Here is a 26265-nt window from a genome sequence, read left to right as displayed (position 1 = left end):
ATGACTCCGCCGGCCGAAGGGCTCTCCGCCGACGTCGAGACCCTCAGCTTCGAGCAGGCGCGCGACGAGCTCGTCCGCGTCGTGGCCGAACTCGAACAGGGGGCGCCGACCCTCGAGCAGTCCCTCGCCCTGTGGACGCGCGGCGAGCAGCTCGCGGCCCGGTGCGAGGAATGGCTGCTCGGCGCCAAACGCCGGCTCGACGAAGCGCGCGCCACGCGCGCGGACGACGCGTGATGGCCAAGGGGCCCCGCGTCGTCGCGGAGCTCGGGCGGCCCGAGACGCCCGACGAGACCGCGGCACGGAAGGCCGCGTCGTCGCAGGTCTATCGCTCGAGTCAGAACGTCCGGAACCTGCTCGCAGCGCTCATCGTCACGGTCGCCGTCGTGGCGGTGATCGTCTTCGCGGTGCCGCGCGGCTCGGTCCCCGAGCAGCCCGGTATCGACGTCGCGGCGGTCGCCACCGATGTCGGTTCCGGCATCGGCCGCCAGCTCGTGGCTCCCGATGTCCCCGAGACGTGGCGCGTGAACAAGGCGGAGCTCGCCGGCGACGACGTCCAGACCTGGGAGATCGTCTACGCCCCGGCGAGCGGATACGTCAACGTCCAGCAGGCGTTCGACGCCGACGCAGGCTGGGCGTCGCGGCAGATCAGCGGCTCGCGCACCACGTCGACCGAGACCATCGACGGCGTGTCGTGGGACGTCTTCGAGATCCCCGACCCCGCGCGCGCCGGGAACATCTCGTACGCCTTGACGACGCAGGCGGGAGCAGACACCATCCTCGTCTACGGCGGCGGGGCCATCGACGCCGAGACCGTGCGCACCGCTGCGCGCGGTCTCGCGACCCAGATCGTCGAACTGCAGGAGGAGACACCATGACGTCGACCGCGGCCGCTCCGGCATCCCCCACCCCCCAGGAAGCCTGGGACGAGATGCGCGCGGGAAACATCCGATTCGTCGAAGGCACCCCGCGCCACCCCCGACAGGACGTCGAGCGCCGCCACGAGATCGCCGGCTCGCAGACTCCGCGCGCTGCGCTCTTCGGCTGCTCCGACTCGCGCCTTGCGGCCGAGATCATCTTCGACGAGGGCCTCGGCGACCTCTTCGTCATCCGCAACGCCGGTCAGGTCATCTCCGACTCCGTCGTCGGCAGCCTCGAGTACGCCGTCGCCGTGCTGAACGTCCCGCTGATCGTCGTGCTCGCCCACGACGCCTGCGGCGCCGTGCGTGCCGCGATCGACAGCACGGGTATCGACGCTCCCCCGCTGCCCCCGCTCATCTGGCGTCAGATCTCCCCCATCGTGCCCGCCGTGCGCCGCGTCCTGCGGGCGGGAGCCGACGCCGGCGTGACGCCCGAGACCGTGGACCCCGAGGTCGTGGGCCGCGAGCACCTGCGCGACACCGTCGGCCAGCTGCTCCACGCGTCCGAGCTCATCAGCACGGCCGTCGCCGAGGGGCGGCTGGCGATCATCGGAGCGAACTACCGCCTCGGCGAAGGCGCCGCCGAGGCTTCCATCATCCTCGGCGACGTCCACGACGACGCCGCATCCTGACGACATCCCACCGAGAGAGGAACAACGACGTGACCGACATCGAGTACCGCATCGAGCACGACACCATGGGAGAGGTCCGCGTCCCGAAGGACGCCCTCTACGCTGCGCAGACCCAGCGCGCGGTCGAGAACTTCCCGATCTCGGGCTCGGGACTCGAGTCGAGCCAGATCGCCGCACTCGCACGGATCAAGAAGGCCGCCGCGCTCGCCAACAAGGAGCTCGGCACGCTCGACCCCGCCATCGCGGACGCGATCGCCGGAGCAGCCGATGAGGTCGTCACCGGGCGCTACGACGCGCACTTCCCCGTCGACACGTACCAGACCGGTTCCGGCACGTCGTCGAACATGAACATGAACGAGGTGCTGGCCACCCTCGCGACCCGCGCGCTCGGCAGCACGGTGCACCCGAACGATCACGTCAACGCGTCGCAGTCGTCGAACGACGTCTTCCCCACGTCGGTGCACATCGCCGTGACCCAGGCGCTCATCGACGACCTCATCCCCTCCCTCGACCACCTCGCGGTCGCTCTCGAGACAAAGGCCGAGGAGTGGAAGGACGTCGTGAAGTCCGGTCGCACCCACCTCATGGATGCCACGCCGGTCACCCTCGGTCAGGAGTTCGGCGGCTACGCGCGCCAGATGCGCCTCGGCATCGAGCGCGTCCAGGCCGTGCTCCCCCGCGTCGGCGAGGTCCCCCTCGGCGGGACCGCCGTCGGGACGGGCATCAACACGCCGCTCGGCTTCCCGCAGAAGGTCATCGAGCTGCTCGCGGCCGAGACCGAACTGCCGATCACCGAAGCGAAGGACCACTTCGAGGCGCAGGCCAACCGCGACGGCCTCGTCGAGGCGTCGGGCGCACTGCGCACCATCGCCGTGTCGCTGACGAAGATCAACAACGACATCCGCTGGATGGGCTCGGGGCCGAACACCGGACTCGGCGAGCTCCACATCCCCGACCTGCAGCCCGGGTCGTCGATCATGCCCGGCAAGGTCAACCCCGTCGTCCCCGAGGCGGTGCTGATGGTCTCAGCCCGGGTGATCGGAAACGACGCGACGGTCGCGTGGGCCGGAGCATCCGGCGCGTTCGAGCTGAACGTCGCCATCCCGGTGATGGGCACCGCGCTGCTCGAGTCGATCCGCCTTCTCTCGAACGCCGTGCGCGTGCTCGCCGACAAGACGGTGGCCGGCCTGGAGGCGAACGTCGAGCGTGCCGCCGCGTTCGCCGGCATGTCGCCGTCGATCGTCACCCCGCTGAACAAGCTCATCGGGTACGAGGCTGCCGCGAAGATCGCCAAGCACTCCGTCGCCAAGGGCATCACGGTGCGCGAGGCCGTGATCGACCTGGGCTACGTCGAGCGGGGCGAGCTCACCGAGGCGCAGCTCGACGAGAAGCTCGACCTGCTGTCGATGACCCACCCTGGTTGATAATCGGAGGGTGAACCCGTCGCGGTCGGAAGCCCGGCGCGCGCGCATCCTGGGGATCGTCCTGGTGATCGTGTGCGCCGGCTTCGTCGTCGCCGCCATCGGCTCGCTGCTGGTCTTCCTCCTGCTCGGAGCAGACCTCCCCTGGGCAGCGGTCCTCGTGTTCGCCGCCGTCGGCGCCGGCACCCTCGTGACCGTGTGGCTCGTGGGCTGGCCGCTCCTGGCCACCCCGCCGCGCGAGGCGGCGGCGCAGGACGCGTTCGATGCGGCGGTCGAGTCGCAGCGACGGCTGCTCGACGACGTGCGTCACGAGCTCAAGACACCGATCGCCATCGTGCGGGGGCACCTCGAACTCGTCGACGCGACCGATCCCGCGGATGTCGACGCCGTTCGCGAGATCGCGATCGGCGAGCTCGACCGGATGACGCGTCTCATCGGCGACATCGACCTCCTCGCTTCGGTCGAAGGCGAGCGTTTCGCCATGGACGAGGTCGACATCGAGAGCCTCACCCAGCGGGTCGTCGACCTCGTCACCGTGATCCCCGGACACGAATGGACGGTGGAGGCGACGCAGCGCGGCATCATCCACGGCGACGCCGACCGCCTGCTGCAAGCGTGGCTCCAGCTCGCCGACAACGCCGCGAAGCACACACCGGCCGGCACGGCCATCGAGCTCGGCAGCGGCGTCTACGCGGGAGCCTTCCACCTCTGGGTGCGCGACCACGGCCCCGGCATCCCGCCGGCGGCCCGGCACCGCATCTTCCGCCGGTTCGACCGCGGCGGCCGTCGCCGTTCGGCCGGCGGCTCGGGGCTGGGCCTCGCGATCGTCGACGCGATAGCCAAGGGCCACGGCGGTTCCTGTGCCGTCACCGACACCGCCGGCGGCGGCGCGACCTTCACCATCACGATTCCGCTCCGTTCGAGCCTGCGTCTTCCGGCGCCGGTCCGGGCGGGAGAAGTCGTCCTCCAGCGCAAGGAGATCGGATGACCCGCATCCTGCTCGTCGACGACGAGCCCCACATCATCGCCCTCCTCGAGCGCGCGCTGCGCACCGACGGGCTCGAACCCCTCGTCGCCGAGGACGGCGAGACGGCGCTCGAGCTGCTCGAGACGGAGGAGGTCGACCTGATCATCCTCGACGTGGGCCTCCCGGGCATCGACGGCTTCGACGTGCTGCGACGCGTCCGCGGGTCGGGCTCGGCCGTGCCCGTCATCATGCTGACCGCGCGCAGCGGCACGAACGACACCGTCGAGGGCTTGGACGCCGGCGCGAGCGACTACGTGCCGAAGCCGTTCGTCGTCGCCGAGCTCCTCGCCCGGGTGCGTTCGCGACTGCGCGAGAGCCCGGGCCCGGCCACCGTGATCACCCGCGACGGGGTGAGCCTCGACATGCTGACCCGCCGCGCGACGGTCGACGGGCGAGACATCGATCTGTCGGCGCGCGAGTTCGCCCTCGCCGAACAGTTCCTGCGGCACGCTGGGGAGGTCCTCAGTCGCGAGACCCTGCTCAGCCGCGTCTGGGAGCTCGACTTCGACCCGGGCTCCAACGTCGTCGACGTGTACGTGCGCTATCTGCGAGGCAAGGTCGGCGCGTCGCGCATCGTGACGGTGCGCGGCGAGGGCTACCGCTGGGAGTAAGGCCGGCCCCGGTCTTCCCGAGGCCGGCCTCACTCGGGATCAGCTGAGCTCGCCCGCCTCGAGGAGGTCGGTGACCAGCGCTGCGATCGCCGAACGCTCCGACCGCATGAGCGTCACGTGCCCGAACAGGTCGTGCCCCTTGAGCGTCTCGATCACCGAGGCGATCCCGTCATGGCGTCCCACCCGCAGGTTGTCTCGCTGCCCGACGTCGTGGGTGAGCACGACACGCGAGTTCTGACCGATGCGGCTCAGCACCGTCAGCAGGACGTTGCGCTCGAGCGACTGCGCCTCGTCGACGATGACGAACGCGTCGTGCAGCGAACGCCCCCGGATGTGGGTGAGCGGCAGCACCTCGAGCAGGCCGCGGGCGATGATCTCCTCGACGACGTTGCCGGAGACGACCGACCCGAGAGTGTCGAAGATGGCCTGACCCCAGGGGTTCATCTTCTCCTGGGCGTCGCCGGGAAGATACCCGAGCTCCTGACCCCCGACGGCGAAGAGAGGGCGGAACACGATGATCTTCCGCTGCTGCTGCCGCTCGAGCACCGATTCGAGGGCCGCGCACAGCGCGAGGGCGGACTTGCCGGTCCCGGCGCGGCCGCCGAGCGAGACGATGCCGACCTCGGGGTCGAGCAGGAGGTCGATCGCGATCCGCTGCTCCGCCGATCGTCCGTGCAGTCCGAAGACGTCGCGATCGCCCCGGACGAGCCGGAACGAGCCCGGGCCCGTCACCCGGCCGAGCGCGGAGCCCCGCTCCGAATGGATCACGAGTCCGGTGTTCACGGGCACCCCGCGCACCTCGTCGCTCGTAGCGACCTCACTCTCGTAGAGGTCGCTCATCTCGTCGCCCGAGAGGTCGATGCCGGCGATCCCGGTCCACCCGGAGTCGACGGCCTGCTCGGCGAGGTACTCCTCGGCACTGATGCCGAGCGAGGCCGCCTTGACGCGCATCGGCAGGTCCTTCGACACCACCGTGACGGGCTGCCCCTCCTGAGCGAGGTGCATGGCGACGGCGAGGATGCGGGTGTCGTTGTCGCCCAGGCGCATCCCCGCCGGGAGCACCGAGGGGTCGGTGTTCGTCAGTTCGACGCGCAACGTGCCGCCTTCGCCGACGGGAACGGGGAAGTCGAGCCGGCCGTGTTCGACCCGCAGGTCGTCGAGGTGGCGGAGCGCCTGGCGCGCGAAGTACCCGATCTCGGGATCGTGCCGCTTTCCCTCGAGCTCGGTGACGACCACGACGGGGACGACCACCGAATGCTCGGCGAAGCGGAACAACGCTCGCGGATCGCTCAGCAGGACCGACGTGTCCAGCACGTAGGTGCGCAGCTCTTGGTCGAGCTCCTCACCTCCGCCGTGGATGACGCGACGCTGCTGCTCTGTTGCTCGTGCGGCCACAACCCACTCCCCGCCTCGGGTGTCTCACCCGATTCACACGAGTCGACCAGGGGTCACGAGTCGTGAGAAGGCCGACTCGAACGGGCGCCGTGCCCGTTGCGATGACAGTACGGCGGCCGACCCGCGGCGAACGAAACCGACACGCCCGCGAACGTTTCGCGATGGTGAACTCTGCGTTGCGGAACGGGCGCGTCAGCCGCCGAAGCGGCGGTCGCGCGTCGCGAAGTCACGGATCGCGCGCAGGAAGTCCACTTCGCGCAGGTCGGGGCCGAGAGCCTCGACGAAGTAGAACTCGCTGTGCGCGGACTGCCACAGCAGGAAGTCGCTCAGGCGTTGCTCGCCCGACGTCCGGATGACGAGATCCGGGTCGGCCTGTCCGCCGGTGTAGAGGTGCTCGCCGATCTGCTCGGGCGTCAGGCTCTCCGCGAGCTCCTCCATCGACCCGCCACGTTCGTGGTGACTCGTGATGATGCTGCGCACGGCATCGACGATCTCGCCCCGCCCGCCGTAACCGACCGCGAGATTGACGTGCAGACCGGTGTTCTCCCGGGTGCGGTCCTCGGCCTTGGCGAGGACCCGGGCGAGGTCCTCGGGCAGCTGCGCCGCGCGGCCGACGTGCTGCACGCGCCATCCGGGCTCGCTCGAGAGAGTCTCGGCCAGTTCGGCGATGATCTCGAGCAGGTCGGCGAGCTCGCGCGAGTCGCGCTTGGCGAGATTGTCGTGGGAGAGCAGGTAGAGCGACACGACGCGGATGCCGAGCTCGTCGCACCAGCGGAGGAACTCGTACATCTTCGCGGCTCCGGCCCGGTGCCCCTCCGCGGGCGTCGGGTACCCCGCCTGGCGAGCCCACCGCCGGTTCCCGTCGATCATCATGGCGACGTGATGTGGAACGGTCTCCGGCGTCAGGTGCCGGCGCAGCCGGGACGCATACAGTCGATAGAGGGGTCCTCGTCCGCGGTTCGCAGCCACTCCCCTACGCTACTCCCCGCCCTCATGTGAACGCTGGCATATGGCGGAGCGTACGCTCGTGTTGTGACCCGACCCGCACCCGATGAGGGCGCCGACATGCCCCAGCTTCCCCTTCTGGACGCCGCTGCCGTCAGCGCTCAGGTCGAGCTGCGCCCGTCGTGGCGCGGCTGGATCCACGCGGCGACCTTCCCCGTGGCGATCGCCGCCGGCATCGTCCTGATCGTCCTGGCGCAGGGCGCACCGGCGAAGTGGGCGAGCGCCGTGTTCATGACCACCTCGCTGCTGCTGTTCGGCAACTCCGCGCTCTACCATCGATTCGACTGGAAGCCGCGCACGAAGGCCATCCTCAAGCGGATCGACCACGCGAACATCCTCCTCCTGATCGCCGGAACGTACACGCCGCTGGCGGTGCTGGCCCTTCCCACCGAGCAGACCGTGCTGCTGCTGTCGCTGGTGTGGGGCGGCGCGATCGCCGGGATCTTCTTCCGCGTGTTCTGGATACACGCACCCCGCTGGCTCTACGTCGCCCTGTACCTCGCCCTGGGATGGGCCGCCGTGATGTACATCGTGCCGCTGTTCCAGGCCAACGCCGCCATGATGATCCTCGTGATCATCGGCGGCCTGCTCTACAGCGGCGGCGCTGTGGTCTACGCCCTGAAGAAGCCGAACCCGTGGCCGGGACACTTCGGATTCCACGAGATCTTCCACGTGTGCACCGTGCTGGCGTTCCTCTGCCACTGGACGGCGTGCCTGCTCATCGCGCTCCAGCCCGCATACCACGCGGGCTGAGCCGCGTCCGGGCTCAGCGCGTGTCGGCGTCCTGCTCGCCGCGCGCGGCGGCATCCTCCTCGTCGAGCTGCTCGCGCACCTCGGCACGGTAGCGGCCGCGACGGACCCGTCGCAGCATGTCGAGCAGCAGGAGCACGACCGCGATCGTCAGGATCACGATCGCTCCGAAGCCCCACGGACCGGGGGTGACCGACGTGGGGTCGACCGTGATCTCGGGGATCGGTGTCGCCGCCGATGTGAGCCACAGGAGGGAGTTCATGGTTCCTCGATCTGCGCGAGAAGCGCTTAGCCTGGAACCACCAGCCTAATCCCGTCAGAACCCCCTCGGAGACCGCCACGATGACGACGCAGCTCAAGCTCGACCAGCGCTACGGTCGGACGCGCGAGAAGCGTTCCCGCCGCATCCTGATCGCCGTGGCGAGCGTCCTCGGTGCGGCTGTCCTCGGGCTCGTGGCCTGGACGACGGTCAGCGGGGCCGTCACCTCCGTCGACACCGACGCGACCGGGTTCCAGGTGGTCGACGAGCATTCGGTCGTCGTCTCGTTCCAGGTCAGCGGCGCGCGCGACAAGCCGCTCGCCTGCGCGCTCGAGGCGCAGGACACCGAGCACGGCGTCGTCGGCTGGCGCGTCGTGGAATACCCCGCCGCGGACGGCGTCTCGCGAGCCTTCACCGAGACGATCCCGACCGTCGCCCTCGCGACGAATGGTTTGGTGACCTCTTGCTGGATCCCGTAGTCTAGGTCTTTCTTGTGCGCCCCGGTCGGATGCCGGGGCGTTCGCCATAGGCGGCTGTGTGCCGCGCCAGTGCAAGGAGATCACATGTCGAACGACGCTCCCGTCACCTTCCTCACGCAGGACGCCTACGACCGTCTCGTCGCGGAGCTCGAACACCTGTCGACCACGGGCCGCGAAGAGATCGCCAAGCGCATCGAGGCCGCTCGCGAGGAAGGCGACCTGAAGGAGAACGGCGGCTACCACGCCGCCAAGGACGAGCAGGGCAAGCAGGAGGCGCGCATCCGCACGCTCCAGCAGCTGCTCAAGGACGCCACCGTCGGCGAGGCTCCCGAGTCCGATGGCACCGTGCTGTCGGGCACCGTCGTCACCGCGCTCGTCGCGGGCGGCGAGGAGGTCTTCCTGCTCGGCAGTCGCGAGATCGCCGCCGGCTCCGAACTCGACGTCTACAGCGAGGCGTCGCCGCTGGGCGAGGCCATCCTGGGCCTCAAGGAGGGCGACAAGACCTCCTACACCGCGCCCAACGGACGCGAGATCTCCGTGGAGATCGTCAAGGTCGAGACCTACTCGGGTCAGTGACCCTCGGCTTCGCGCCGGCGTCCGTCAATCGGCGACGACCGTCGGCGCGAAGCCGGCATCCTCGAGGATCGAGATCACCTGTGCGCGGTGCTCCTCGCCCCGCGTCTCGACGCTCAGCTGCAGGATCACCTCGCTGATCTGCAGTCCCTGCCCGTGGCGGGTGTGCAGCACCTCGATCACGTTGGCCCCCGCGACCGACAGCAGCTCCGAGACGCGTGCGAGCTGACCGGGACGGTCGGGCAGCGGGATCTGCAGCGTCATGTAGCGCCCGGATGCCGCCAGCCCGTGGGATACGACCCGCTGCAGCAGCAGCGGATCGATGTTCCCGCCGGAGAGGACGGCGACGGTCGGCCCCGACGCCGTGACCTTTCCCGCGAGGATCGCGGCGACGCCGACGGCCCCCGCCGGCTCGACGACCTGCTTCGCACGCTCGAGGAGCACCAGGAGCGCGCGGGCGATGTCGTCGTCCGAAACGGTCACGACCTCGTCGACGAGCTCGCGGATCACCGCGAACGTCTCATCACCGGGCCGCGCGACCGCGATGCCGTCGGCGATGGTCGGCGTCGTCTCGACCGCCAGCGGCATCCCTGCCGCCAGCGACGAGGGATAGGCGGCGGCGTTCTCCGCCTGGACGCCGATAACGCGCACCCGTCGCCCCTCGGCGGCGGCGCGGCCCTTGACCGCGGCGGCGACACCGGCGATGAGCCCGCCTCCCCCGATGGGGATGAGGAGCGTCTCGATGTCGGGCACCTGCTCGACGAGTTCGAGCCCGAGCGTCCCCTGCCCCGTGATGACGTCGGGGTGGTCGAACGGATGGATGAGCACCGCGCCCGTCCGCTCCGCGAACTCCGCAGCCAGCCGGAGCGGCGTCTCGACAGTCGCGCCCTCGAGCACGACGTCCGCGCCGTAACCGCGGGTCGCGAGGAGCTTGGGAACGGGAACCCCGAGCGGCATGAAGATCGTCGCGGGGATGCCGAGCTTCTGCGCTGCGAGCGCGACGCCCTGCGCATGGTTGCCCGCCGAGGCCGCGACCACACCGCGAGCGCGTTCCTCCGCCGTCAGGCGGGAGAGGCGGTAGGTCGCACCGCGGATCTTGAACGACCCGGTGCGCTGCAGGTTCTCGAGCTTCAGGTGCACGGGCACGCCCAGGAGATCCGAGAGGTGCTCGGAGTATTCCATCGGCGTGCGGGTGACGACGCCGTCGAGCACGGCTGCCGCGGCGTCGAGATCGGCCGGAGTGGGTCCGGTCATGCGTTCTTCCTCCGGTCTCGGGGCACGGTGCTCCAGATCATCTCATCGGGTCGCGGGGCGACCCCTGTCTCCCACGAACGTCGCGATATGTAGAGCACGACGACGTTGACGAATGCCGCCAGCGGCACGGCGAACAGGGCCCCCGGGATGCCGGCCACCATCGCACCCCCGGCGACGACGATGACGACGGCGAGCGGGTGGACCTTGACCGCGGATCCCATCAGGAGCGGCTGCAGGATGTGGCCCTCGACCTGCTGGACCCCGAGCACGATGACGAGCATCCACAGGGCGATCCAGGGGCCGTTGTAGACGAGCGCGAGGAAGACGGCGAGAGCTCCCGTGACCACGGCACCGACGAACGGGATGAACGCTCCGAGGAACACCAGCACCGCGATGGGAGCGGCCAGCGGCACGCCGAGGAACAGGGCGCCCAGACCGATGCCCGTCGCGTCGATCGTCGCGACGAGGAGCTGGGTCCGGGCGTAGGTCACGACCGTGCGCCATCCGGTGCGCCCGGCGCCGTCGACCGCCGGCCGAGCCTGACGCGGGAAGAGGCGGACGACCCAGCGCCAGATGCGCCCGCCGTCAGCGAGGATGCACAGCAGGATGAACAGCACCAGCAGGGCGCCGGTCGCGACATGACCCACGGTCGAACCGATCGCGAGGGCACCCGACCACAGCAACGACGCCTGTTGCTCGAGGAAGCCCCAGCCCTGCTGGAGGAGGTCGTCGATCTCCGTCGAGGTGAGATGGAGCGGTCCGTCGATGAGGTACTGGCGCAGCTGACCGACCGCTTCGACCGTGCGCGCCTGCACCGATGCCCACTGCCGGCTGATCTGCCAGATCGCGAGCCAGAGCAGGCCCGATATGACGGCGATCGTCGCGAGCACGCTCAGCACGATCGCGGCCCAGCGCGGCACGCGGTGCTCCAGCATCCAGAGAAGCCCGGGCCACAGGAGCGCGGCGATGAGGATCGCGATGAGCAGCGGGATGACGAGCAGTTTCAACTGGATGATGATCCAGATAGCCACGCCGGCGGCGGCCGCGACCACGAGCAGTCGCCACGAGTACGCCGTAGCGAGACGCAGGCCGCGAGGAATGCTCGTCGACGTCTCGGTGGCAACGGTGCGGTTGCGCAGGGCGTCGAGGAACGACCGCCCGACCTTGTCGTCGCTCATCCCGTCAGTCTAAGACTCCGGCGGAGGCACGCCCGACCGCCCGGAGCCGTCTCAGAGCGGGTGCTCAGAACTGGACGCGCGGGGGCTCGGCGATCGCCGCCCCGTTCTCGACCTCGAAGAACTCGCGCTCGGTGAATCCGAGGCTGCGGGCGAACAGGTTGTTGGGGAACACCTTGATCTTGGTGTTCAGCTCGCGCACGCCGCCGTTGTAGAAGCGGCGAGACGCCTGGATCTTGTCCTCGGTGTCGACGAGCGCCTGCTGCAGTTGGAGGAAGTTCTGGCTGGCCTGCAGCTGGGGGTACGCCTCCGCAACCGCGAAGAGCGACTTCAGAGCCTGCTGCACGTGGCCTTCCGCCACGCCCGCCTCCGCGGGTCCGCTCGCCGACAGGATCTCCGCGCGGGCACGGGTGACGTTCTCGAACACCGCCTTCTCGTGAGCGGCGTAGCCACGAACGGTGTCGATGAGGTTGGGGAGCAGGTCGGCGCGGCGCTTCAACTGCACCGTGATGTCGCTCCAGGCCTCGTCGACACGGACGTTCAGCGCCACGAGCGAGTTGTACGTCGCCCACAGATAGATGCCGACGATGGCAAGCAGTGCGACGACGACGATGACCGGGATCAGCCACTCCATTGCATGTCCCCTCTCTCCGCGACCAGTCTAACCAGCGAGCCTCCGGCCGAATCCGCCGCGCGGCGGAACTCGCAGGTCTTACCCACCGGGGGCGAGTCGGGAGAGCAGCTTGGCGAGCTGCGCCTGTTCGGGGTCCGAGAGCGGAGCGAGCGCTACCCGCTCGGTCTCCAGATGGTCGGGGAGCACGCGTTCGACGACGGCGCGACCCTCCGCGGTCAGCCGGACGATCTTGCCCCGCCCGTCGGCCGGGTCGGGATGGCGGCTGACGTAGCCGAGACCCTCGAGCCGGTTCAGCCGCTGCGCGACGGCACTGGAGGTGATCATGGCGTCGGCAGCGAGTGCGGCCGGCGTCAGCTCATAGGGCGCGCCCTGCCGGGTCAAGGTCGCGAGGACGTCGAAAGTCGCGGCGTCGATGCCGTGGCTCGCGAAGGTCGCGGCGAGCCGCGCATCGACGGATGCGGCAGCCCGCCCGAGTCGCCCGATGACGGCCATCGGGCTCACGTCGAGCCCGGGTTTCTCGCGTGCCCACTGTTCGAGGATCCGGTCCACGTGGTCCATGTCCGTCATCCTAGTCGCTAAGCACTTCGCTATAGTGGCTAAGTGCTTAGCAATCGTGCCGCTCTCGTCGCCCTCACCACCATCGCGCCCGTCGCGTGGGGAACCACGTACCTCACCACGACGACGTTCCTCCCGCCGGGGCATCCCCTGCTGATCGCGACGGTACGCGCGCTGCCGGCCGGACTGATCCTGCTCCTCGCCGCCCGGCGGCTCCCCTCCGGATCGTGGTGGTGGCGCTCCTGGGTGCTCGGCGCCCTGAACTTCACCGCGTTCTTCGGGTACCTCTTCGTCGCCGCCGATCGGCTCCCCGGAGGTGTCGCGGCCGTCGTCGGCGGCATCCAGCCGCTCCTCGTAGCGGTACTCGGGTGGCGGATCCTGTCGGAGCGTCTCCCCGTCGTGACGGTACTCGCCGGTGCCGCCGGGGTCGTCGGTGTCGGACTCATCGTCGCGCCGGGCGGCGCGGCCCTCGACCCGGTCGGCGTCGCAGCGGCGCTCGGCGGAGCCGTGTCGATGGCCGTCGGGACCGTGCTGACCAAACGTTGGGGCTCCGGCCAGCCGCCGCTCGCGATGACGGCGTGGCAGCTGCTCGCCGGCGGGCTCCTGCTCGCCGTGCTCACGGCGTTCGTCGAGCCGCTCCCGGACGCGCTGCCGACGGCGACCGAGGTCGGCGCCTACGCGTACCTCACGCTCATCGGCACCGCCCTCGCCTACGTGCTGTGGTTCCGGGGCGTGCGGTCGCTGCCGACGCGCCTGCCCGCCTTCGTCGGACTGCTGAGCCCCGTCGTGGCCGTCCTGCTCGGGCTGATCGTCGCGGGAGAGACCCTGAGCACACTGCAAGCCCTCGGCTTGGTGGCTGTGCTCGCATCGGTCACGGCCGCGGTGGCGCAGCCGCGCCCGAAGACGCCGCGCGTACCCCCGGTGGGACTCGAACCCACACTGAAGCGATTTTAAGTCGCCTGCCTCTGCCATTGGGCTACGGGGGCCCGGTCCCACGTTACCGGCCCCGCGCCGGCCCCTCGCCTGGCAGCACACGCCCGCTCACAGCCCGCGAAGGGGCGCGACCCGCCAACCCGCGCCAGGGGCGCCGTGAGCAGAAACGACGAGGCCCCCGTCACCGTGCGGTGCGGGGGCCTCGCGGCGGCTGGGTGTCAGCTCGCGTTGACCTTGTTGTCCTTCTCGGCCGGGGCCACCGCCGCGGCGCCCTCGTCCTTCGCGACGCTCTTGGGGTCGATCGGCGGCTGCGGGTTCTCGGCGGCCGGCTGCGCGGGGCGCGGACGTGCGGCGAACTCCTCGAACGCGGCGCGCGGGGTGAGCGTGCCCTGAAGCGCGACGTTGTCGCGCCCGAGCCAGAAGTTCATCCACCAGTCGCCGACGACGCGCCACTTGCGCTCCCACGAGGGCATAGCGAGGCCGTGGTAGCCGCGGTGCGCGACCCAGGCGAAGAAGCCCTTGATCGCGATCTTGCCCGACTGGAACACGCCGTTGCCGAGGCCGAGACCGGCGACCGCACCGAGGTTCTTGTGGAAGTACTCCCGAGGCGTCTCACCGCGCAGCACCGCGACGAGGTTCTTCGCGAGGAGCTTGGCCTGACGCACGGCGTGCTGCGCGTTGGGCACGCAGTAGCCGCCCACGCCGCCGCCGCTCAGGTCGGGGACGGCCGAGATGTCACCGGCAGCCCACGCGCCCTCGACGATCTCCTCGGGCGTGCCCACCCGGAGGTCGGCGCGCGTGCGGATGCGGCCGCGCTCCTCGACGGGCAGGTCGCTGCCGCGGACGACGGTCGGGTTCGCCATGACACCGGCGGTCCAGATGATGACGTCGGTCGGGATGACCTCGCCCGTCGACAGCGCGACGTTGCCGCCCTCGGCGCCCTGGACCTGCGTGTCCAGGTGCACGTTGGCGCCCTTCTTCGCGAGGTCCTTCAGCACCCACTGGCTCGTCTCGAGCGAAACCTCCGGCATGATGCGGCCCATGGCCTCGATGAGGTGGAAGTGCGTGTCCTCGAAGCGCAGCTGGGGGTAGTTCTTCAGCAGCGACGACGCCATGGCGCGCAGCTCGGCGAAGACCTCGATGCCCGCGAAGCCGCCGCCGACGACGACGACGGTCAGCAGACGGTCGCGCTCGGGACCGGCCGGGAGGTTCGCCGCGCGGTCGAAGTTGGTGAGGATGCGGTCGCGGATCGCCATGGCCTCTTCGACCGTCTTCAGGCCGATCGCGTTGTCGGCGATGCCCGGGATGGGGAAGGTGCGCGAGACGGCGCCGGCGGTCACGACGATCTGGTCGTAGCGGTGCTCCCACGGCTCGCCCTCGGCGGGCGTGATCGTGGCGACCTTGTTCGCGTGGTCGATCTTCGTGACCTTCGCGTTGACGACGTTCGTGCGCTTGAGGTGACGACGGAGACCCACGACGACGTGGCGGCCCTCGATCTCACCGGCCGCGACCTCGGGGAGGAAGGGCTGGTAGGTCATGTACGGCAGCGGGTCGACGATGGTGACCTCGGCCTCACCCTTGCGGAGGTGCTTCTCGAGCTTCCACGCAGTGTAGAAGCCGGCGTAGCCGCCACCGACGACGAGGATCTGGGGCACAGATGTGGACACGTTCGGAAGAACTCCTTGATCGGGGGCTCGGCTAGCGCGACGCGCGGGCCGATCGGATGCGCCGGACAGCAGCAGTGACGCCGAGCGCCACCAGTATAGCGGCCATGGTCGCACCCACGAGCGGGACCGTCCCGTACAGCAGCGTATTCATGCTCGGCAGCAGCGGCGAACCGGCCTCGGACGGAGGGTCGGCGGCGGGCAGCTCCGGAAGCGCGACGGGCGAGGTCGTGGGCTGCGGTGCGGGCGCCTGCTCCGCACGGCGATAGATGCGCACCCATTCCGCGAGATCGCCCATCGGGTTCTCCGACACGGCCGGAACAGCGGCGGTCACCGCGGCCGCGGCATCCAGCAGCCCGTACCCGTAGAGCGGGTCGGGTTTCGCCGAGACGCCGGGCACGGCCCGCGCGGTCTTGATGATGCGGTTGATGACGTTGTTCGCGTCGAGTCCAGGGTGCGCCGAGCGCACCAGCGCCGCGACGCCCGCGACGATCGGGGCTGCGCCACTGGTTCCGTCCCACACCACGATCCGGCCGTCGGCGGAGACCCCGAGCAGGCCCTCGCTCGGCGCCGAGATGCCGATCGTGATGCCCTGCGTCGACGCCTCTTGGCTCGCGACTCCGCCGCGGTCGACACCGCCGACGGTGAGGACGCCCGGGATCGTCGCCGGGGCCCCGACGCGGTCGGTGCCGGTCCCCCGGTTGCCGGCGGCGACGACGACCACGACATCGTGGTCGTACGCGTACTGGAAGGCCGTGTCCCACGACGGGTCCCATTCGAGGAGGTTCGTCGTGAAGGAGAGGTTGATGACGTCGGCGCCCTGGTCGACGGCCCACGTCATGGCGTCGGCGACCTGCGTGGCGAACGGGATGTCAGAGCTGCCGCCGAATCCGATCGACAGCGACAGCAGCTTCGCTTCGGGCGCCACCCCGATCATCCCGGTGTCGGGACCGGTGCCGCGGGACGCCGCCAGCGAAGCGACCCAGCTGCCGTGGTCGCGGTCGTCGCCTCCCACCGGAGTGCGGCCGTCGGCGCTGCCCGAGCCCGAGAAGTCCGCTCCAGCGCTGACCGCCCCCTCGAACTCGGCCGGGCCGCGTCCGATGCCGGTGTCGATGACGGCGATCGTCGTTCCTGCACCGCGCGTGGTCTGCCACGCCGTGCGGATGCCGTAGTCGTCGAGCCAGTACTCCGCCTGACGCGCCGGGTCTGCCGGGGGCACCACCGCTCCCGCCGTCGCCGCGGTGACGACGAGCACGCCGACGACGGTCGCGCGCAGGAACCGCCCGACGCGCCGCGTCACGCGGCCACCCGGGGGTTCGCGCACGTGCACCGCTCGGGCGACCAGGTGGATCGCTCCAGCGCGAGGTCGCCGATGGGGTTGACCCCCGGGCCGGCAGCCAGTGCGTGGGCGGCGACCGCGTGCAGGCACTTGACGCGCGTCGGCATCCCTCCGGCGGAGATGCCGGCGATCTCGTCGACCTCGCCGTACGCGGCACGGTCGGCGAGGTACCGCTCGTGGGCACGCTGATAGGCCGCGGCGATGTCGGAGTCGTCGGCCAGCAGGTCGGAGAGCTCCCGCATGACATGGGTCGCCTCGAGGGCCGACATGGCCGCTGTCGCGCCGGGGTGGGTCAGGTAGTAGAACGTCGGGAACGGCGTGCCGTCGGGCAGCCGCGGCTCGGTCGACACGACCGTCGGGTTGCCGCACACGCAGCGCGCCGCGATGCCCACCACACCGCGCATCGGGCGTCCCAGCTGCTCGCGCATGACCTCGAGGTCGGCGTCGGTCGCGGGCGTCAGAGCGGGAGCAGTCACCCTGACAGGCTACCGTCCGCCGCTGGCTGGCTCCTGGGGCGGCACGGCGCCGGTGCTCACGGGCCGGTGGCGGCCGTGCGCGCGGATCCGCTGGTCACGACCGAACGCACGAACTGCGACATCCAGTCGGTGCGGGTGCGTTCGACGTCGCTCGAGACCGCCGCCGGATCATCGGGCACGGCGGATGCCGGGAGATCGTCGTCGATGAGGTAGACGACTTCGCCGGGACGCACGTAATAGAGCCGATCGCGCGCCTGGGTCATGATGAACGCCGGATCCCGCCACTGCTCGCGCTCGGCCGAGAGGGCGTCGACCTCGTCCTGACCGACGCGGACCGATTCCTCCAGCGCGGCGATCTGGGCGCGCTGATCGAGGTAGGTGCTGACCGACGGGACCAGCACGCAGGCGGCCAGCACGACGAGTCCCAGCATGATGAAGGCGAAGCCCGACACCCGGATGCCGCCCATCCACTCGCGAACGTCGACACGCCGCCGGGAACGAGAAGAGGGAGCCGTCGTCTTGACCACGGCTCCCCCTCTCATGACGTTTCAGCGCAGATCAGCCCTGGAATCGCGGGAACGCAGCGCGGCCGATGAACTCCGCGGCGTCACCCAGCTCCTCCTCGATGCGCAGAAGCTGATTGTACTTCGCCACGCGCTCCGAACGCGCGGGCGCGCCGCTCTTGATCTGACCGGCGTTGACCGCCACCGACAGGTCGGCGATGGTCGTGTCCTCGGTCTCACCCGAACGGTGCGAGAGCATCGTGGTGTAGCCGGCGCGGTGCGCGACCGCGATCGCGTCGAGCGTCTCGGACAGCGTGCCGATCTGGTTGACCTTCACCAGGAGCGAGTTGGCGGCCTTGCGGCGGATGCCGTCGGCCAGGCGTGCCGGGTTCGTGACGAACAGGTCGTCGCCGACGAGCTGCACCTTGTCGCCGAGCTTCTCGGTGAGCGCGGTCCAGTTGTCCCAGTCGTCCTCGGCGAGGGCGTCCTCGATCGTGACGATCGGGAAGTCGTTGACGAGCTGCACGTAGTAGTCCGTCAGCTGCTCGGCGTTCCAGTCCTTGTTGTCGAGGCGGTAGACGCCGTCGTTGAAGAACTCCGTCGCCGCGACGTCGAGACCCAGGGCGATCTCGGAGCCGGGCTTGAAACCGGCCTTCTCGATCGCCTTGACGAGGAACTCGAGGCCCTCGCGGTTGCTGGGCAGGTCGGGCGCGAAGCCGCCCTCGTCGCCGAGACCGGTGGCGTAGCCGGCAGCCTTCAGCTCGCCCTTGAGGACGTGGTAGACCTCGGTGCCCCAGCGCAGCGACTCGCTGAAGGTCTCGGCACCGATCGGCGCGAGGAAGAACTCCTGCATGTCGATGCCGTTGTCGGCGTGCTCGCCACCGTTGATGACGTTGAACAGCGGGACGGGCAGGACGTGCGCGTTCGGTCCGCCGAGGTAGCGGAACAGCGGCAGGTCGGCCGAGTCGGCCGCGGCCTTCGCGACGGCCAGCGAGACGCCGAGGATGGCGTTCGCGCCCGTGCGCGACTTGTTCTCGGTGCCGTCGGTCTCGATGAGGATCTCGTCGATGATGCGCTGCTCGCTCGCGTCGACGCCTTCGATCGCGGGGCCGAGCTCGTCGATGACGGCGGTGACGGCCTTGAGCACGCCCTTGCCGCCGTAGCGGCTCTTGTCGCCGTCGCGGAGCTCGTACGCTTCGAACGCGCCGGTGGAAGCGCCGGAGGGGACGGCCGCACGCTGGACGATGCCGTCGTCGAGGAGCACCTCCACTTCAACGGTCGGGTTGCCACGCGAATCCAGAATCTCGCGTGCGCCTACAGCCTCGATCAGTGCCACAGGGGTACTCCTTGCTTGTGGAGGGTGAGTCGTGGAGCGTCGTCGGTCCACTCTGAGTCTAGTGATGAGCGCGGATGCCGCCAGCGGGCCTGCCGGGACTATGACGCGGGGTCGACGCGCAGCGCGATCGCGACCCCGTCCCAGCCCTTGAGATCGAGGGTCTGCAGGGCGGTCGCGTCGAACCGCGGGTCGCGGGCGAGCATCTCGAGTCCTCGGCGGGTGCCCGCCACCTGCTCGTCCTCCGTCGCGGGATCGCTGACACGTCCGGCGCGGACGACGTTGTCAACCACGACGATCGCACCGGGGCGGGTCAATCGCGCCGCGTGGTCGAGGTAGATCGTGTTGGATTCCTTGTCGGCGTCGATGAACACCAGGTCGAACTCCTCGTCGACGTCGGGGAGCACGTCGGCGCCACGACCGACCCGCACCTCGACGCGGTCGTCGACCCCGGCCCGCGCGATGCTGGTGCGGGCGACCTCCGCGTTGCGCGGCTCCGCCTCGATCGTCAGCAGCCGCCCGTCCCCCGGCAGCGCACGGGCCATCGCGATCGTGGAGAACCCGCCGAGCGTGCCGATCTCGAGAACCCGGCGTACGCCACCGATGCGGATGAGCAGCTGGAGCAGCTTGGCGCTGAGCGGGGAGACCTCGATCGCGGGGAGCCCGGCCGCACGCTGGTCCGCGAGAGCGGCATCCAGATCCGGATCGGGTGTCACGAGGGTGGCCGTCAGGTACGCGTCGGTGCGTCTCCAGGTGTCGGGAGTGGGGTCGGTCGTCATGCTCTCAGCCAACCGCACGACGTCCGCGCGCGCCAGCATCCGCGCCGCCGTCACCTCATCGAGGGCCGCGGACACCGCCGGGAGCAGCGCGTCGGCGGTGCGCCGGTATCCGAGGGCGCTGGGGTGGAACCGGTCGAGAGAGAACATCTCGTCCGGGCGGTCGACGAATACCGGCCCCACGGCGCGGCGGAGGGAGACCACCCGCGCGCCGGCGGCCCGCGCCGCCGTCTCCTGGGCGTCCGCGAGCGCACGCGACGCCCGCGACGCGAAGCTCCGCAGCGGCTGCGGCACGGGACGGAGGGCGCCGAGGTCGGGGCATGTGCCGACCACGACGGCGCACCCTCGGGAGCGCAGCGCCTCGACCGCATCGGCGAGACTGCGCGCGGCGTCTCCGGGAGGGATCCGGTGCGTCACGTCGTTGCCGCCGACGACGATGACCGCGATGTCCGCGGCAGCGTCGTCGCCGAGGGCTGCGATCTGGTCGAGCAGGGTCGACGATTCCGCTCCGACGACGGCACCGGTCCGCAGCCGCACCGGGCGGCGCGCCCGCTGCGCGATGCCCCGCGCGATCCGACCACCGAGGGTGTCCTTCCGGCGCTCGGCGCCGAGGCCCGCGGCAAGCGAGTCGCCGAGCATGACGAGACGCACGGGCTCACCCGCGTACGAGCGGCGCCACAGTCGGTCCGCGTCGACGGCGAGCTCGCCCAGCGGCTTCCCGATTCGCTCCCGTGCGAGGGCGGCCTGCCGGGTGAGCACGACGCGCGAGGTGAGCGCGACGGCCCCGGCCGAGATCACGGCGCCGCCGACGGCAGCGGCGATGCGCACCGCAGGTGTGGTCATGGGGCCAGCACAACACCGCCGGGTGAACGGACGCGGAAGGCCGTCCGACGCTCATGCGAACGTGACCGGGGTTCCTCAGTCCGCGACGGGTGGGATGCCGAGATCCCGCACGAGGTAGATCCAGGGGAACGCCCGGCAGCCGACCTCCCAGCCTTCCTGACGCTCCCGATCCAGCGAGACCCGCCACAAGATGCGGCGATGCTCCCATTGAGTGTCGGTGCGTCGCATCCGGTGCGCGAGCATCCCGGCTCCCACGGTCCGCCACCCCTGCCGCCCCGCCGCCTCGAGTTCGGGCAGCTCGTCGAACGCGGTGACGGGTCCGAGCCAACGTTCCTCCCCCGACGCCTCCCCCGCCGACGGCTCAGCTCCGAAGCGTTGCTGGGCGGCCTGACGAGACATCCCGAGCTCCGCACCGATGCGCGACCAGCTGGCTCCGCCGGCTCGCGCCGCCACGACCGACCGGTGCAGAAGTGTGCGCGCCGCACGCTCGGCAGCGGCGCTGGCAGCGATGACCCGCACGTGCCCCTCGGCGTCGATTCCCTCCGCCTCCTCCACCCCTGCGGCATCGAGAACGATGCGACCGATGTCGTCGCCGATGCTGTCGATGCTCGCTGGGGCGGTGCTGGCTCCGCCGTCGGGACCGCTGACGCGGCGAGGGCTCACACTGAGCCGTTCTCGCGAGCGGGGAGCCACATCGAAGCCGGCAGAGCACGCCTCATTCCGGTGACCAGACCCGAGAGATAGGCCGCGACCACGATCAATCCGACCCCCGTTCCGAGCGCGAAGCCGCCCCAGAAACCCGAGAAATCGAACCCGACGGCCACCAGAGCGAGGAGCGCTCCGGCTATAGCGGCCACCGCGGCCGCCCGTCGGAGCCGGATGATTCGGTGGGGTGAGGTGCGCTCGTCCATGCGTCAAGCTTAAGTTGACATATGGATAGCGTCAACCTCTCGTTGACGACGAGCTCGTGCTCAGCCGATCGGGCGTGGCTCGGCCGATCGGACATCCTCCCCCGCGCGCAGCGCGACGAACGAGGCGTAGCCGTCGGCGGCGGCGCGCTCCAGCAGCGCCTTGAGGTTCTTCGGGCGCTGCTCGAGCCGCACCCGGGAGCCGGTCGCGACCAGGTGCGACTTCGCGGCGAGGAGTTCGGGAAGCGGCACGTCACGATCGTGGACCAGCACGATGCCGGTGCGGTCACCGCCCGCAGACGAGCCCAGCAGGTCGACGAGCCGTTCGAACCCCAGCGAGAAGCCCACGGCGGGCACGTCCGAGCCGAGGAACCGGCCGATCATGCCGTCGTAGCGACCGCCCCCGCCCAGCGAGTACGACACCGACGGGTGCGCGAGCTCGAAGATCGTGCCGGTGTAGTAGCCCATGCCGCGCACGAGGAACGGGTCGAAGACCAGCGGCACCTCGGCCGAGCCGCCGCGCGCGGCGCGCACGGCCTCTCCGATGCCGACGAGGTGGGCGATGACGTCATCGCCGACGCCCTCGGGCAGTCGCGAGCGGATGCCGTCGGCGTCGAACCCCGCGGCATCCGACTGCGGACGACGAAGGAACGCCTCGAACGCATCAGCGGCGGCCGGCGTCGCGCCGCGCTCGCGCAGCTCGGCGACGACTCCGTCGGTGCCGAGCTTGTCGAGCTTGTCGATCGTGATGAGCACGCCCGGGCGCTCGGCCTCGGCGAAACCGAACGTCGCGAGCATCGCGTCGAGCACGCGCCGGTCGTTGACGCGCACCGAGGCTCCGGACAGTCCGAGCGCGTCGAGCACGTCGAGGCTCGCCGTCATCAGCTCGGCCTCCGCGCGCGGAGTCGCGTCGCCGATGATGTCGATGTCGCACTGCACGAACTGCCGGTAACGACCCTTCTGCGGCCGCTCGGCGCGCCACACCGGCGCGATCTGGATCGCGCGGAACACCGTCGGCAGCTCGGCACGGTGCGAGGCGTAGAAGCGGGCGAGCGGCACAGTGAGGTCGTAGCGGAGCCCCAGATCGGTCAACGAGGCCGGGTCGTCGGCCGCGGCACGGATGCCGTCGGCGTCGAGCCCGCGGGCGAGCACGTTGTAGGCGAGCTTCTCGTTGTCGCCGCCGATGCCGGCGTGGAGCCGTCCGTACTCCTCCATGACCGGCGTCTCGATCTCGTCGAAGCCGTGCGCGCGGTAGCGCTCGCGGACGACGGCGAGAACGCGCTCGCGGCGGGCCTTGTCGGCGGGGAGGAAATCGCGCATGCCGCGCGGCGGGTTCACGGTGGGCACCGTCCTATCCTTCCAGGTCGGCGGCGGCGCCACCGGCGCCCTCGGCCGCGCGGATGTCGGCGTCGAGGATGCGCAGCCGTTCGCGAAGCGCGCGTTCGGCATCCCATCCCTGGGCGCGGGCGTGCGCGACCAGCGCAAGCAGCACATCGCCGAGCTCGGCCTCGTCGGCGGGCGGCTCCGCGGGGAGCGCCGGTGCCGCCGACAGGACAGGAGCCGATTTCGCGAGCATCTTCTGCGCGAGAGCGAGCGTCGGCATGTGGACGGACACGCCGTCGAGCACGCTCGTGCGGGTTCGCTTCTCTGCCGCCTTCGCCGCGTTCCACAGCACCAGCACCTGCTCCGGCGTCTCGGCCGTCTCGTCGCCGAAGACATGGGGATGCCGCCGCACCATCTTCTCCGTGAGCCCACGGGCGACGTCGTCGATGTCGAAGGGCTCGGATGCCGATCGCGACGCGATCTCGGCATGGAACAGCACCTGCCAGAGGAGGTCGCCCAGCTCCTCGCGAAGATCCGCAGCGGTACCGGCCTCCACGGCGTCCACGACCTCCGCCGACTCCTCGACGAGGTACGGGACGAGGTCGCGATGGGAGACCTGCGCCGTCCACACGCATCGGTCGCGGACGGCGCGCATCGTGTCGGCGGCAGCGCGCAGCGGATCGGACATCGGGCTCCTTCGGACGGGGAGTCCCAGGCTAGTCCGGCGTAACACAGCGGGGTCGGGCGGCTCGTGTATGACGACCGTGTCAATCGGACCCCGCGCGTGCCAGTAATTTGGGAGGCATGCGCGAGCTGACCCGAACCGAAGCGATCGATCTCGTCGGCCGATACGAGGCCGAGCAGGAGATTCCCGAGGCGATGCGCTCCGACGTGCGCATGCTCGGTTCGATGCTGGGACAGGTGCTGCGAGAGAGCGGCTCCCCCGGGCTCTTCGACGACGTCGAACGGCTGCGGGGCGCCACCATCCAGGCCTACACCGACGACTCCCCGGAGGCGTTCGAACGGGCTGCCGCGATCGCCGAATCGTTCAGCGTCGACCGCGCCGACGAGGTCGCGCGCGCGTTCACGGTCTACTTCCACCTCGTGAACCTCGCCGAGGAGCACCAGCGTGTCCGGCTGCTGCGCGAGCGCGCCGGCATCTCCGACCAGGACAGCGCGAGCGACTCGATTCCCGCCGCCTACGCCCAGCTCTCGAGCGAGGTCGGCGAAGACGAGGCCGCTCGGCGTCTGCGCGAGCTGCGTTTCCACCCCGTCTTCACCGCTCACCCGACCGAGGCGCGGCGGCGCGCGGTTTCGCAGAGCATCCGGCGCCTGGTGACCCTGCTCGAGACGCTCGAGAACTCCGCCGCGGGAGGCGCCGAGCACCGCCGCGCACGCCGGCGCATGCTCGAGGAGATCGACACCCTGTGGCGCACCTCGCCGCTGCGCGCGGAGAAGCCGACGCCGACCGACGAGGTGCGGGCCGTCATGGCGGTGTTCGACGACACGCTCTACACGACCATCCCCCTGGTCTACCGCCGCCTCGACGACGCGCTGCAGGGCGAGGTCGCCGGCAGCCGTCCCCCGGTCGTGGCGCCGTTCGTTCGCCTGGGCACGTGGGTCGGCGGCGACCGCGACGGCAACCCTTTCGTCACCGCGTCGGTCACGAAGAAGGCAGCGGGCATCGCCGCCGAGCACGTCCTGCTCGGACTCGAGCGCAGCACCGAGCGCGTCGGCCGCGGGCTGACGATGTCGGGAGAGACCACCCCGCCGAGCAGCGCCCTGCGGGCTCTCTGGGATCGCCTGGCGGCATCCGACGACGACGGCGCGGCCGACGCCGTCAAGCGTGCGCCCGGCGAGCACCACAAGCGCGTCATGATGCTGCTCACACGGCGCATCCGCGCGACCCGGGCGCGCAACGCCGATCTCGCCTACAGCGACCCCGAGGAGTTCCTCGCCGACCTGCGCGTCGTGCAGAGCTCGCTGGAGCAGGCCGGCGCGAAGCGTCAGGCGTTCGGAGCGCTCCAGCAGCTCATCTGGGCCGTCGAGACCTTCGGCTTCCACCTCGCCGAGCTCGAGGTCCGCCAGCACTCGGCGGTCCACGCCAAGGTTCTCGCCGAGTGCGAGGCAGGCGGCGAGCTGAGCGATCTCGCGGTCGAGGTGCTGGAGGTCTTCCGCACCATCTCGCAGGTGCAGAAGCGCTTCGGCCCGCGGGCGGCCGGCCGGTACATCGTGTCGTTCACGCAGTCGGCGGACGACCTCGCGAACGTGCACGCCCTCGCCCGGCACGCCGTCGGTCCGGACGGCACGCCCCCCGTGCTCGACGTCATCCCCCTGTTCGAGACCTTCGCCGATCTGCAGGCGGCGCCCGGGATCCTCGCGGAGATCGTCGACCACCCGGCGTTCGCCGCGCGCCTCGACGCGACCGGCCGTCGCTTGGAGGTCATGCTCGGCTACTCCGACTCCTCGAAGGACGTCGGACCGGTCGCGGCCAACCTCGCTCTCTACGAGGCCCAGGCACGCATCGCCGCGTGGGCGCAGGAGCAGCGGATCGAGCTGACCCTGTTCCACGGGCGCGGCGGCGCGCTCGGCCGGGGCGGCGGCCCCGCGAACTCTGCGATTCTCGCGCAGCCTCCGCACTCCGTCGACGGCCGGTTCAAGCTCACCGAGCAGGGCGAGGTCATCTTCGCCCGCTACGGCGACCCCGACATCGCCCTCCGCCACATCGATCAGGTGGCCGCCGCGATCCTGCTGGCGTCGGCGCCATCGATCGAAGAGCGCAACAGTCGCGCCGCGGAGCGGTACGCCGACGTTGCGGCGACGATGGACGCCGCCTCCCGCGAGCGCTTCTTCTCGCTCGTGAAGGCGCCCGGGTTCGCGCCGTGGTTCGCCGCCGTGACGCCGATGGAGGAGATCGGACTCCTCGCCCTGGGCTCGCGCCCGGCACGCCGGGGACTGTCCGTCGAGTCGCTCGAAGACCTGCGCGCCATTCCCTGGGTCTTCGCCTGGACGCAGGCGCGCATCAACCTCGCCGGCTGGTTCGGCCTCGGCACCGCGCTCGAGGCGGTCGGCGACGAAGCCCTGCTGCGCGAGGCGTACGAGCAGTGGCCGCTCCTGCGGACGGTCATCGACAACGTGGCGATGAGCCTCGCGAAGGCCGACCCGCGCATGGCGCGTCGCCACCTCGCGCTGGCCGACCGCGACGACCTCGCGCAGCTCGTCATCGATGAGATGCTGCTCACCCGCGACTGGGTCGTGCGCATCGCCGGCGGTGACGGCCTGCTCGCCAACAAGCCCGTGCTCCAGCGCGCGGTGAAGATGCGCAGCCCGTACGTCGACGCCCTCTCGCTCCTGCAGCTGCGGGCCCTGCGGGTGCTCCGTTCCACCGAGCACGATGCGCCTACCCCGCCCGAGTGGCAGCGCCTGCTGCTTCTCACCGTCAACGGCGTCGCGGCGGGTCTCCAGAACACCGGATGACCG

28 protein-coding genes, 1 tRNA gene and 1 pseudogene are annotated in these 26265 nt (G+C 70.6%); 11 read left to right on the top strand and 19 right to left on the bottom strand.

The features are described 5' to 3' along the window. From CI089_RS09685 to CI089_RS09660, 6 genes are read left to right on the top strand one after another with little or no spacing between them, the layout of a single operon-like run. A complete protein-coding gene (locus CI089_RS09685; protein ID WP_023950420.1) occupies nucleotides 1-234 on the top strand; it encodes an exodeoxyribonuclease VII small subunit in 234 nt (77 codons plus the stop codon). Beyond that, nucleotides 234-875, top strand: a complete 642-nt coding sequence (locus CI089_RS09680; protein ID WP_094261410.1) for a DUF4245 family protein — start codon at nucleotides 234-236, stop codon at nucleotides 873-875. Before CI089_RS09685 ends, CI089_RS09680 begins: the two co-directional genes overlap by 1 nt. Further along, the gene (locus tag CI089_RS09675; RefSeq protein WP_094261409.1) at nucleotides 872-1549 is read left to right on the top strand and encodes a carbonic anhydrase; all 678 of its coding nucleotides are present in this window, start codon (nucleotides 872-874) and stop codon (nucleotides 1547-1549) included. The genes CI089_RS09680 and CI089_RS09675 overlap by 4 nt, the downstream gene beginning before the upstream one ends. 29 nt (nucleotides 1550-1578) lie before the next feature. Beyond that, nucleotides 1579-2973 (top strand): class II fumarate hydratase, encoded by a 1395-nt coding sequence (locus CI089_RS09670; protein ID WP_094261408.1) that lies wholly within the window; start codon nucleotides 1579-1581, stop codon nucleotides 2971-2973. A gap of 10 nt (nucleotides 2974-2983) precedes the next feature. Beyond that, nucleotides 2984-3958, top strand: a complete 975-nt coding sequence (locus tag CI089_RS09665; protein WP_179223306.1) for a sensor histidine kinase — start codon at nucleotides 2984-2986, stop codon at nucleotides 3956-3958. Continuing rightward, complete coding sequence (locus CI089_RS09660; protein ID WP_094261407.1) at nucleotides 3955-4608, top strand: response regulator transcription factor; 654 nt, start codon at nucleotides 3955-3957, stop codon at nucleotides 4606-4608. The genes CI089_RS09665 and CI089_RS09660 overlap by 4 nt, the downstream gene beginning before the upstream one ends. Before the next feature lie 39 nt (nucleotides 4609-4647). On the opposite strand, the gene CI089_RS09655 is transcribed toward CI089_RS09660, so the two are convergent. Continuing rightward, the gene (locus CI089_RS09655; RefSeq protein ID WP_373441595.1) at nucleotides 4648-6003 is read right to left on the bottom strand and encodes a PhoH family protein; all 1356 of its coding nucleotides are present in this window, start codon (nucleotides 6001-6003) and stop codon (nucleotides 4648-4650) included. Between the two features lie 192 nt (nucleotides 6004-6195). After that, nucleotides 6196-6972, bottom strand: coding sequence for an isoprenyl transferase (locus tag CI089_RS09650; protein WP_094261406.1), 777 nt, complete (start codon nucleotides 6970-6972; stop codon nucleotides 6196-6198). A gap of 96 nt (nucleotides 6973-7068) precedes the next feature. Here CI089_RS09650 and trhA point away from each other — a divergent pair, with 96 nt between their 5' ends. Then, nucleotides 7069-7761 carry a PAQR family membrane homeostasis protein TrhA gene (gene trhA / locus CI089_RS09645; RefSeq protein WP_094262439.1) on the top strand — a complete coding sequence of 231 codons (693 nt, stop codon included), beginning with the start codon at nucleotides 7069-7071 and terminating at the stop codon, nucleotides 7759-7761. A 13-nt stretch (nucleotides 7762-7774) separates the two neighbouring features. Here trhA and CI089_RS09640 read toward each other — a convergent pair whose 3' ends face one another. Next, on the bottom strand, nucleotides 7775-8020 hold the full coding sequence (locus CI089_RS09640) for a hypothetical protein (protein ID WP_023950407.1): 246 nt from the start codon (nucleotides 8018-8020) through the stop codon (nucleotides 7775-7777). 80 nt (nucleotides 8021-8100) lie between these two features. Here CI089_RS09640 and CI089_RS09635 point away from each other — a divergent pair, with 80 nt between their 5' ends. Both CI089_RS09635 and greA read left to right on the top strand, forming a co-directional pair. Continuing rightward, nucleotides 8101-8496, top strand: coding sequence for a DUF4307 domain-containing protein (locus CI089_RS09635; protein WP_094261405.1), 396 nt, complete (start codon nucleotides 8101-8103; stop codon nucleotides 8494-8496). Nucleotides 8497-8580: 84 nt separating this feature from the next. After that, entirely contained in the window at nucleotides 8581-9072 is a 492-nt protein-coding gene (greA, locus tag CI089_RS09630) for a transcription elongation factor GreA (RefSeq protein WP_023950404.1), read from the top strand. Between the two features lie 24 nt (nucleotides 9073-9096). Here the strand turns inward: greA and ilvA are convergent, their stop codons facing one another. From ilvA to CI089_RS09610, 4 genes are all read right to left on the bottom strand, one after another. Continuing rightward, nucleotides 9097-10323: a threonine ammonia-lyase gene (gene ilvA / locus CI089_RS09625; RefSeq protein ID WP_094261404.1), complete on the bottom strand. Its 1227-nt coding sequence runs from the start codon at nucleotides 10321-10323 to the stop codon at nucleotides 9097-9099. Continuing rightward, a complete protein-coding gene (locus tag CI089_RS09620; RefSeq protein ID WP_094261403.1) occupies nucleotides 10320-11501 on the bottom strand; it encodes an AI-2E family transporter in 1182 nt (393 codons plus the stop codon). Before CI089_RS09620 ends, ilvA begins: the two co-directional genes overlap by 4 nt. Nucleotides 11502-11565: 64 nt before the next feature. Then, complete coding sequence (locus tag CI089_RS09615; protein WP_023950398.1) at nucleotides 11566-12132, bottom strand: LemA family protein; 567 nt, start codon at nucleotides 12130-12132, stop codon at nucleotides 11566-11568. A 78-nt stretch (nucleotides 12133-12210) separates the two neighbouring features. Next, entirely contained in the window at nucleotides 12211-12690 is a 480-nt protein-coding gene (locus CI089_RS09610) for a MarR family winged helix-turn-helix transcriptional regulator (protein ID WP_094261402.1), read from the bottom strand. A 42-nt stretch (nucleotides 12691-12732) separates the two neighbouring features. Here CI089_RS09610 and CI089_RS09605 point away from each other — a divergent pair, with 42 nt between their 5' ends. Then, entirely contained in the window at nucleotides 12733-13641 is a 909-nt protein-coding gene (locus CI089_RS09605) for an EamA family transporter (RefSeq protein WP_094262438.1), read from the top strand. Here the strand turns inward: CI089_RS09605 and CI089_RS09600 are convergent. From CI089_RS09600 to CI089_RS09545, 12 genes and pseudogenes are all read right to left on the bottom strand, one after another. After that, nucleotides 13601-13673 (bottom strand) — tRNA-Leu (locus CI089_RS09600). The two genes, CI089_RS09605 and CI089_RS09600, sit on opposite strands and share 41 nt — an antisense overlap. Before the next feature lie 165 nt (nucleotides 13674-13838). Then, nucleotides 13839-15275: an NAD(P)/FAD-dependent oxidoreductase gene (locus tag CI089_RS09595; protein WP_094261401.1), complete on the bottom strand. Its 1437-nt coding sequence runs from the start codon at nucleotides 15273-15275 to the stop codon at nucleotides 13839-13841. A gap of 43 nt (nucleotides 15276-15318) precedes the next feature. Further along, a complete protein-coding gene (locus CI089_RS09590; RefSeq protein WP_256977767.1) occupies nucleotides 15319-16584 on the bottom strand; it encodes a S8 family serine peptidase in 1266 nt (421 codons plus the stop codon). Further along, on the bottom strand, nucleotides 16581-17051 hold the full coding sequence (locus CI089_RS09585; RefSeq protein ID WP_094262436.1) for a DUF501 domain-containing protein: 471 nt from the start codon (nucleotides 17049-17051) through the stop codon (nucleotides 16581-16583). Before CI089_RS09585 ends, CI089_RS09590 begins: the two co-directional genes overlap by 4 nt. A 104-nt stretch (nucleotides 17052-17155) precedes the next feature. Beyond that, the gene (locus CI089_RS09580) at nucleotides 17156-17626 is read right to left on the bottom strand and encodes an FtsB family cell division protein (RefSeq protein WP_256977765.1); all 471 of its coding nucleotides are present in this window, start codon (nucleotides 17624-17626) and stop codon (nucleotides 17156-17158) included. A gap of 31 nt (nucleotides 17627-17657) precedes the next feature. Further along, complete coding sequence (eno, locus tag CI089_RS09575) at nucleotides 17658-18938, bottom strand: phosphopyruvate hydratase (protein ID WP_023950384.1); 1281 nt, start codon at nucleotides 18936-18938, stop codon at nucleotides 17658-17660. 98 nt (nucleotides 18939-19036) lie between these two features. Next, the gene (locus CI089_RS09570) at nucleotides 19037-19714 is read right to left on the bottom strand and encodes an O-methyltransferase (RefSeq protein WP_094262435.1); all 678 of its coding nucleotides are present in this window, start codon (nucleotides 19712-19714) and stop codon (nucleotides 19037-19039) included. Nucleotides 19715-19810: 96 nt separating this feature from the next. Beyond that, nucleotides 19811-20350 (bottom strand): annotated as a pseudogene (locus tag CI089_RS09565) (SGNH/GDSL hydrolase family protein); the annotation flags it as partial. Nucleotides 20351-20629: 279 nt separating this feature from the next. Next, nucleotides 20630-21217, bottom strand: a complete 588-nt coding sequence (locus CI089_RS09560) for a hypothetical protein (protein ID WP_256977764.1) — start codon at nucleotides 21215-21217, stop codon at nucleotides 20630-20632. Beyond that, nucleotides 21214-21465, bottom strand: coding sequence for a hypothetical protein (locus tag CI089_RS09555; protein WP_094261399.1), 252 nt, complete (start codon nucleotides 21463-21465; stop codon nucleotides 21214-21216). Before CI089_RS09555 ends, CI089_RS09560 begins: the two co-directional genes overlap by 4 nt. Nucleotides 21466-21525: 60 nt before the next feature. Next, entirely contained in the window at nucleotides 21526-22782 is a 1257-nt protein-coding gene (gene hisS, locus CI089_RS09550) for a histidine--tRNA ligase (RefSeq protein WP_218823050.1), read from the bottom strand. 31 nt (nucleotides 22783-22813) lie between these two features. Next, nucleotides 22814-23473, bottom strand: coding sequence for a MazG family protein (locus CI089_RS09545; protein WP_094261397.1), 660 nt, complete (start codon nucleotides 23471-23473; stop codon nucleotides 22814-22816). Nucleotides 23474-23589: 116 nt separating this feature from the next. Here CI089_RS09545 and CI089_RS09540 point away from each other — a divergent pair, with 116 nt between their 5' ends. Then, entirely contained in the window at nucleotides 23590-26262 is a 2673-nt protein-coding gene (locus tag CI089_RS09540; protein WP_094261396.1) for a phosphoenolpyruvate carboxylase, read from the top strand. Nucleotides 26263-26265: the final 3 nt, after the last annotated feature.

Origin of the sequence: Microbacterium sp. Yaish 1 (assembly GCF_002245215.1) — a bacterium.
GTDB lineage: Bacteria > Actinomycetota > Actinomycetes > Actinomycetales > Microbacteriaceae > Microbacterium.
This window is presented reverse-complemented; position numbering and strand designations above follow the sequence as displayed.